8 protein-coding genes are annotated in these 6,667 nt (G+C 41.0%); 4 read left to right on the forward strand and 4 right to left on the reverse strand.

What is annotated here, in order from left to right:
• Positions 1-117 precede the first annotated feature (117 nt).
• Positions 118-486, reverse strand: coding sequence for a hypothetical protein (locus V7K48_RS31560; protein WP_335078765.1), 369 nt, complete (start codon positions 484-486; stop codon positions 118-120).
• 129 nt (positions 487-615) lie between these two features.
• Positions 616-972 (reverse strand): ArsR/SmtB family transcription factor, encoded by a 357-nt coding sequence (locus V7K48_RS31565; protein ID WP_335078767.1) that lies wholly within the window; start codon positions 970-972, stop codon positions 616-618.
• Positions 973-1,266: 294 nt separating this feature from the next.
• Here V7K48_RS31565 and V7K48_RS35280 point away from each other — a divergent pair, with 294 nt between their 5' ends.
• The 4 genes from V7K48_RS35280 (at position 1,267) to V7K48_RS31580 (ending at position 3,910) form a co-directional block, all read left to right on the forward strand.
• The gene (locus V7K48_RS35280; protein ID WP_442949500.1) at positions 1,267-1,518 is read left to right on the forward strand and encodes a DUF3768 domain-containing protein; all 252 of its coding nucleotides are present in this window, start codon (positions 1,267-1,269) and stop codon (positions 1,516-1,518) included.
• Complete coding sequence (locus tag V7K48_RS31570; protein WP_335078769.1) at positions 1,454-2,053, forward strand: NADPH-dependent F420 reductase; 600 nt, start codon at positions 1,454-1,456, stop codon at positions 2,051-2,053. Before V7K48_RS35280 ends, V7K48_RS31570 begins: the two co-directional genes overlap by 65 nt.
• 62 nt (positions 2,054-2,115) lie before the next feature.
• On the forward strand, positions 2,116-2,742 hold the full coding sequence (locus V7K48_RS31575; RefSeq protein WP_335078771.1) for an NADPH-dependent F420 reductase: 627 nt from the start codon (positions 2,116-2,118) through the stop codon (positions 2,740-2,742).
• A gap of 883 nt (positions 2,743-3,625) precedes the next feature.
• Positions 3,626-3,910: a DUF427 domain-containing protein gene (locus tag V7K48_RS31580; protein ID WP_273763524.1), complete on the forward strand. Its 285-nt coding sequence runs from the start codon at positions 3,626-3,628 to the stop codon at positions 3,908-3,910.
• Positions 3,911-4,197: 287 nt separating this feature from the next.
• Here the strand turns inward: V7K48_RS31580 and V7K48_RS31585 are convergent, their stop codons facing one another.
• Together V7K48_RS31585 and V7K48_RS31590 are read right to left on the reverse strand one after the other, a co-directional pair.
• Positions 4,198-5,034: a PEP-CTERM sorting domain-containing protein gene (locus V7K48_RS31585; RefSeq protein ID WP_335078773.1), complete on the reverse strand. Its 837-nt coding sequence runs from the start codon at positions 5,032-5,034 to the stop codon at positions 4,198-4,200.
• A gap of 222 nt (positions 5,035-5,256) precedes the next feature.
• Positions 5,257-5,832 carry a Uma2 family endonuclease gene (locus V7K48_RS31590; protein ID WP_335078775.1) on the reverse strand — a complete coding sequence of 192 codons (576 nt, stop codon included), beginning with the start codon at positions 5,830-5,832 and terminating at the stop codon, positions 5,257-5,259.
• Between the last annotated feature and the right edge of the window lie 835 nt (positions 5,833-6,667).

Here is a 6,667-nt window from a genome sequence, read left to right on the forward strand (position 1 = left end):
GTACAAACTAATCCTAATGTGTATTACGCATAACCGTTTCAGGCGCTGCTCACAAGGTTGATTTGGTCGTATATTTACTGTGTTGGATGTTAAATATGGCTGAAAAGCCCAAATTTTCTATAGTGCATATGTATAATGCGTAAGTCCTAGAAATATAAATAGTTTGGCTCGTTTGATGCTAGAGATGATGGCTTGTTCTGCGTCTGATAACTTCGATGGGAGGATTCCAACAGGATTTGGCATATCCTCAGTACACTCTAGGTAATGAGCAAAAGCGTTAATAATTACCTCATACTTAGATGCCTCAGCCTTAGTAGCGTGAATAGCTATAACAATCCGAATTGAAACGTGAGAAAATACGGAGATGAAAAGTACGTATTTATAGGCTTTTGAGAGATTATTTATTTCACCACTAAACTTCAGATAAGGCGTAGACGCAAAGCGCCAAACCGGAGATTCCGAAACTCCGGGCTTGTCGCCAGACATCACACTCAAAAATTTTAGTATAGCGATCGCTTGTTTTGCTATGAAGAGGCAGGAGCGACCGCTTTTTTTTATAACGTATCTACAAACTTTGACCTATCTGTAGTTAGTTACTAGAGTTGCCGTGCTGTACTAGTAAGTTGACACTCCCCTTTGTTGTCCCTCTAGTTGGATTTTGTGAGCATTTACGATGCTTTGCAACAAGCCTGGAAACAGTGAATCGATCTCTTTGCACCGTGAAGTATTGTGCATCTCTACCCCTTGCCGAACACTACGAATGAGTCCAGCTTCGCGAAGAATTCTGAAGTGCAAGGAGAGGGTTGATTTAGGGATAGGTTTTTCATGAATTTTGAGAAACGTCGAACAAGTTAGAGGGCATTCAGAAGCAGATATATCCATAAAAATGGCAACACGAACTCGGTCAGCCAGTGCATGGAGAATGCTTTCCACTTGAACGGATTCTAAAGGCGGGTGGTAAAGCGTTTTCATATTCAAATTTTATCATCACTTGACAAATAGTTCAATAGATCATAAACTTTAAACTATAGTCCAATAAAACCGAACAAATAAACAATAACGGATCAGGAGCTACCAAAGCTATTCTAAGTTCTTTGCGGAAAAGAGGTCTTTTTTGCTGTGCTTTTAACACTTTTCCTATCCCTCAAACCTTGTAAGACGGTCAAAAATCTAAATTTTACATCCACAAACACATACTGTTAGAAAAGAAGGAAAACACAATGAGTAAAGATTTAACTGGTAAAAAAGCTGGAAACGGTAAGGTAAATGTACTGGAAAATCGACTATTTTGATAAAAAGATAGAGTATCGAAGTAAGAATCCGGCTGACTCCTCTGTCACTATCCCAATTTCAAATAGGCTGACGCACGAGACTCTACGATTCGTCGCGTCAGTCGTAACAACAAATAACCCTCAACAATGTTCAGCACGCGCTGAGCGACTGGAGATTCTTTATGAAGTACGCCATTATTGGTTCCGGCAACATTGGTATCGCGCTCGCACACACCTTCGCGCGTAAGAATATCGAAGTCGGAATCGCAAACACCCGTGGACCTGAGACGCTTGCGTCTTTGAAGAAAGAACTCGCTCCCAGCGTCCATCCCCAATCCATTCAAGACGCCTTTGAGGCTGAGATCATCTTCCTCGCTGTCCCATTTCCTGCTCACAAGGAGGTGGCGAAGCAACTCAAGCAGTGGAACGGCAAGATCGTTGTCGACGTCACGAATGCCTTTGATGTTGCTCCGGAAGAGCTAGGAGGTCTCCTCTCTACTGAAGTCGTATCCAAAGCGTTTGTCGGAGCGCGCCTCGTAAAGGCCTTCAATCATCTGCCCGCAAAAAAGCTTGGAACGAATCCGTTCGTGGAGGGGCAACGGCAGGCCGTGTTCATATCGAGCAATGACGCCGATGCCAGCGCGACTGTTGCGACCGTAGCAAATCAGCTTGGCTTTGCTCCAGTCGAACTCGGAAGCCTCGATCAGGGCAGCGTACCCCTTCATGTTCTGGGCGGGCGTCCTGGCGGCCTTCTATTTCAGAATCTAGTCAAGCTCGGCTGATTGCAGTAGCCATTTGAACGGCAAGCTCGTTCGCAAGTCTAACGGAAAAGAGGAGATTAGTCATGAAAGTAGGCTTTATAGGCGCAGGTACCGTCACAGGTACGTTTGGCCGTCATTTGTTAACCGCTGGTCACAGCATAGTCGTATCAAATTCAAGAGGACCGGAGACGCTTGCTGATTTTGTTGCTGATCTGGGTTCAGGCGCGATCGCGGGGACGAAGCAACAGGCTGCCGAATGTGACGTCGTCATTCTTGCCACGAATTGGGTCCGTGTGGCCGATGCTCTAAAGGGAGTAGATTGGCGAGGCCGCATCCTGATCGATGCAACCAACGCACATGTGGACGCTGTGCCGGACATTAGTTTGGCTGGCGTGACCAGATCGCGTGCCGCATTGAAGGGGCGCACCTCTAGCGAGATGGTTGCTGAGATTGCAGTTGGCGCGCGGCTCGTTAAATCGATCAGCAACATGCCAATGGCCTGGATACAGGATTTCTCACCGAACAAACCCCGCATAGTTATCTTCACTTCCGGCGACGACCACGAAGCTAAACAGCTGGTGATTGAGTTGATCAACAGCACCGGCTTGGTCGCGGTTGATCTCGGTTCCCTCGCAACGGGTGGTGCAATGCATGAGGTCGGCGCTCCACTATCCGGCCTCGACCTCCACTTCGTCCGCCGACTTCGGTGAGAGCGCCTTTGACGCAACGGCAGTTTCAAACATCCATAGGGTTCATAGGAGAAAATCATCGTATCGTCAACTTAATCGTTAACTTAGCTCATTCAAAATTACTAAGACCCATCATGTGATACGCAAGAAAGCTCGGATCAAAGGGTTTGAGGTAATTTACATTCGTGGAATAGCTAGATAAAGTGTCATTGACGGCTGTGTTTCTTGATGCGCCACTGTTTTTATTATTGGCTGTATGAAGACTAGTAATTTTAGGCATAGAATTAATCCAAGCAACAATATGTGCAAAATTTATCAAGTTTGTAAGTTTCATAAAGTTATCCTCAAAGTACAATCAGTCTGTGATATTTAGTAATAGAGTCCACTGTTTTATAAATCTCAGCCTCTTACACTCAGTTCATTTGATAGCTTGATTTGTTAATTATCCAAACGGCTGAGTCAAATTGACCCAAATATCAGAAATTGGGAATTCGCATAAGGTTTAGTAAGTAATAACTCAGAAAAGGCAAAGGCTCGCTATATAAAATCTTTTATTTGCAAGCATTTATAGAAGGTGCGATCGCTCACATATATATAATGATGGTCTTCTCTTCTAAATATTTTTTGCTTTCGGCTAGAAACTGAAATCCAACTGTGTTTTAGCTAATAAAGTTTGCATAATAATATGCTAGAAAATCTTTATGATAAAAACAAATACTTTTAGTTCTTAACTTGATAAATAAAAGTGATATAAATTCATATTGGCATTGCAAAGTTTTCTATAAAGCTTACTGACCATTTATTTGAGTTTGGACGGACTCTCGTGTAAGGTAGCCGTTCAGGAGGATAAAATAAGCTGATCGTGTCAAAATGTTAAATGTATACTTTATTTGCAAACTCACTTATGCCAAAAGCAATTTGGAATGGAACAGTTTTAGCTGAGAGCGATAATACCGTAGTTGTGGAAAACAACCATTATTTCCCTGCTGACACCATTAACAAGCAGTACTTCACAGACAGTAACACCCACACTACTTGTCCTTGGAAAGGTGTCGCTAGCTACTACAGTATCGACGTTGATGGGCAAGTCAACAAAGATGCCGCATGGTACTATCCCAGCGCCAAAGAGAAGGCTAAGAATATTGAAGGTTATGTAGCCTTCTGGAAGGGTGTAAAAGTTGAGGCTTAATAAAGGTTCCTGGAAGTATTTTATTTTCAGGGACATTAATATTATGTCCGGCTAATTGCCTATTAAATACGAAGCCCGCGCAGGCGGGCTTCGTATTTAAACTATTTGCGAATTTATTTTAACTGTTCTTGTCATCACTCGTTTGACGACTATAGACAAGAATTTTGGAGTGTAATCTACTGAAGCGATCGCCATCATCAACTCTAATCCGAAAAGCACACAAGGGATGATTTGGCTACACCATCTCAACCAATGCAGTTCAAGTAAAACTTTATTTTGAGACGTAATTATACTTTTGCCTTGGGAAATGCTGCTTGCTTTTTCTTCGCTAGCCAAGCCAGACTACCCGCAAGTATAATACCAGCGATCGCACTAGGTTCGGGTACTGGTTTTGATACAATAGCATCGGGTGGGAGAATTATGCCGATTGTTAGTAGAGCTAGCTCTCCTGCTAGACCAGCGCTGATTTGGTCAGGATTGCTGCCGTTGACGTTGCTGAGGGCAATGTTTAGGTTTTTAGTAGAGATAGTTAAATTGCCGACGTTAGTGGTGTTACCTAGAGTCGTTATTTTACTTATTTTACTACCATCGAGCAGCAAATCTATATAATCCGTAGTATTGATATTTACAGTATTGTTACCGCTGATGATGGTATTGATCAGCTTTAGTCCACGACCATTAATATCTATCTTAAAATTGTCGCCGCTGATTGTGCTATTGGTAAACGTTAGGTTACTAAAATCGTAAGCATTGAAATTACCAGCGATTCCTAGCCCAGAAAGTGTAACATTGGCGGCGTTAATGTCAAACACGGGGAATTGATTATTGCCAGTGATGGTAAGTAAATTAGCACCTGGGCCATTAATAGTAAGATTTTTAGCGATCGCAATTGCCCCACTCGTCAGGGTAATTGTACTAGGATGATTTCCCAATAAGAACTCTACCACATCATTGCTAGTTGCCATGTTGATAGTGTCTCGCAACGAGCCAACGCCACTGTCATTGAGATTGTTAACCGTCAAGGTAGCAGCTTGTGCTGATTCTACTTGCATTATTGTCCAACACAGAGCAATGGCTGTGGAAATAGCTTGAGCAACAGACTTTTTTCTATTGTTTTTTATCACTTAAAACTCCTCGGATTAATTTTTTAAAATTAAAAAACTCTGGGATATTAGTCTTATATCATGTTCGCTTGATTGCTTATTAAACCCGAAGAACCCCACCCCGCCAAAGCTGTGCTTTGTCTCCCCTCCCCGCTTGCGGGGAGGGGTTGGGGGTGGGGTTCTTTTTTTATGGGTAATTTAGCGGACATGATATTACATCTTTTAACTGAATATTAATCATCTTCATGAATTAATTTTTGTTGATTTTAGCCATGCAAAAACCTGCATAACTGTTAAATTCAGTTGTAAAAATTCAAGTATAGGTAATACTTCGTCTCCAGTCATCTCTATAGGTTGCTGTCCTGGCAAAAATACTAATAGTAAGCGTTCATCTGGATCGATTAACCACCCCAATCGAGTACTGTGTTTTAGACAATGAAGAATATTTATAATTACCTTAGTTGTATTCTGTTCTGGTGAAAGAATTTCAATTGTCCAATCAGGGTAAATTCCAAAGGTATTTTCAATTTCCCCATTGGCATCAAAAGGAATCCGTTCCCAAGCAAATACACTCACGTCTGGGACAATCGAACGTCCGCCAAATGTACAGCGTAATTCTGGAAAAGCCAAAGCAATTTCTTGTTCTTCAGCAATTTGGTTAATTGCGTTACAAAGTTTTAGTTGTAGCCGAGAATGTTTGCCTTGTGGCATTGGTTTTTGGTAGATACGATGACCATCTATAAATTCACTAGCAGGCTTGGTTTCTGGCAGTTTGAGGAACTCTGCTAAGGAGATTGATTTGTGCAGCGTGGTTGTCATAGCTGTGCAAATGCCATATTTGATTGGAATCTTAGCATCTTCTATCTTTGGATTTTAGGGAGCGAGTCTATTCTCCTTGATATTACTACTTACCTAAAAATAGTTGTAAGCTGTGGTTAGGACTTGTATTGATAAGTTTTGCTTAAGCTGTAGTAATGATCGCATAAGCTTTGCCATAGATAAGCATTCTGAACCAAACAAGTTGTGTTGTTAACGAACGGACAAGTTTTCGTTACCAACGGATAAGCTGCATAGCGAGTTGAAGAAATTGAAGTTTCTCTAAGCTACAAATGAGTATTCGTTTATAATTAATACTTAATTTATTTGATTAAATTTTAAGCATTTATTATGAATGCGACAGTATTTGTTATAAATGAATACACAATTGCTGTAAATGAATATCCATTTATAATAAATGCTTAATTTATTCGATTAAATTTTAAGCATTTATTATGAATGCGACAGTATTTGTTATAAATGAGTACACAATTGCTATAAATGAGTACCCATTTATAATAAATGCTTAATTTGTTAGCTTAAATTTTAAGCATTAGTTATGAATCAGACAGCGATCGCTACAAATGAGTACGCGATCGCAGCAAATGAGTATCCATTTCTAATAAATGCTTAAGCTGTTGTTGCTAACAGACAAACATTCGTAACGTCCGCGTCTGTCTTTGTAATGAGTGACAAGCTGTTTTTATCACGGGAACTTCATTTGTAACGTCGGTGCTGCAAAAGTACTTACAGCAGTTTGCGATCAAAAAAACCACAAAAATAACTATCGAATAGGCTCAAAAAATAGACCACAATGATTAAACCAATTTAGAGCGTT

The sequence above is a fragment of the Nostoc sp. genome, assembly GCF_036919615.1.
Lineage (GTDB): Bacteria > Cyanobacteriota > Cyanobacteriia > Cyanobacteriales > Nostocaceae > Nostoc.

Excerpts from the sequence above, each read along its gene's own strand:
- V7K48_RS31580 (WP_273763524.1), top strand. The coding sequence starts at position 3,626 with ATGCCAAAAGCAATTTGGAATGGAACAGTTTTAGCTGAGAGCGATAAT.
- V7K48_RS31590 (WP_335078775.1), bottom strand. The coding sequence starts at position 5,832 with ATGACAACCACGCTGCACAAATCAATCTCCTTAGCAGAGTTCCTCAAA.
- V7K48_RS35280 (WP_442949500.1), top strand. The coding sequence starts at position 1,267 with ATGTACTGGAAAATCGACTATTTTGATAAAAAGATAGAGTATCGAAGT.
- V7K48_RS31565 (WP_335078767.1), bottom strand. The coding sequence starts at position 972 with ATGAAAACGCTTTACCACCCGCCTTTAGAATCCGTTCAAGTGGAAAGC.
- V7K48_RS31560 (WP_335078765.1), bottom strand. The coding sequence starts at position 486 with ATGTCTGGCGACAAGCCCGGAGTTTCGGAATCTCCGGTTTGGCGCTTT.
- V7K48_RS31575 (WP_335078771.1), top strand. The coding sequence starts at position 2,116 with ATGAAAGTAGGCTTTATAGGCGCAGGTACCGTCACAGGTACGTTTGGC.
- V7K48_RS31570 (WP_335078769.1), top strand. The coding sequence starts at position 1,454 with ATGAAGTACGCCATTATTGGTTCCGGCAACATTGGTATCGCGCTCGCA.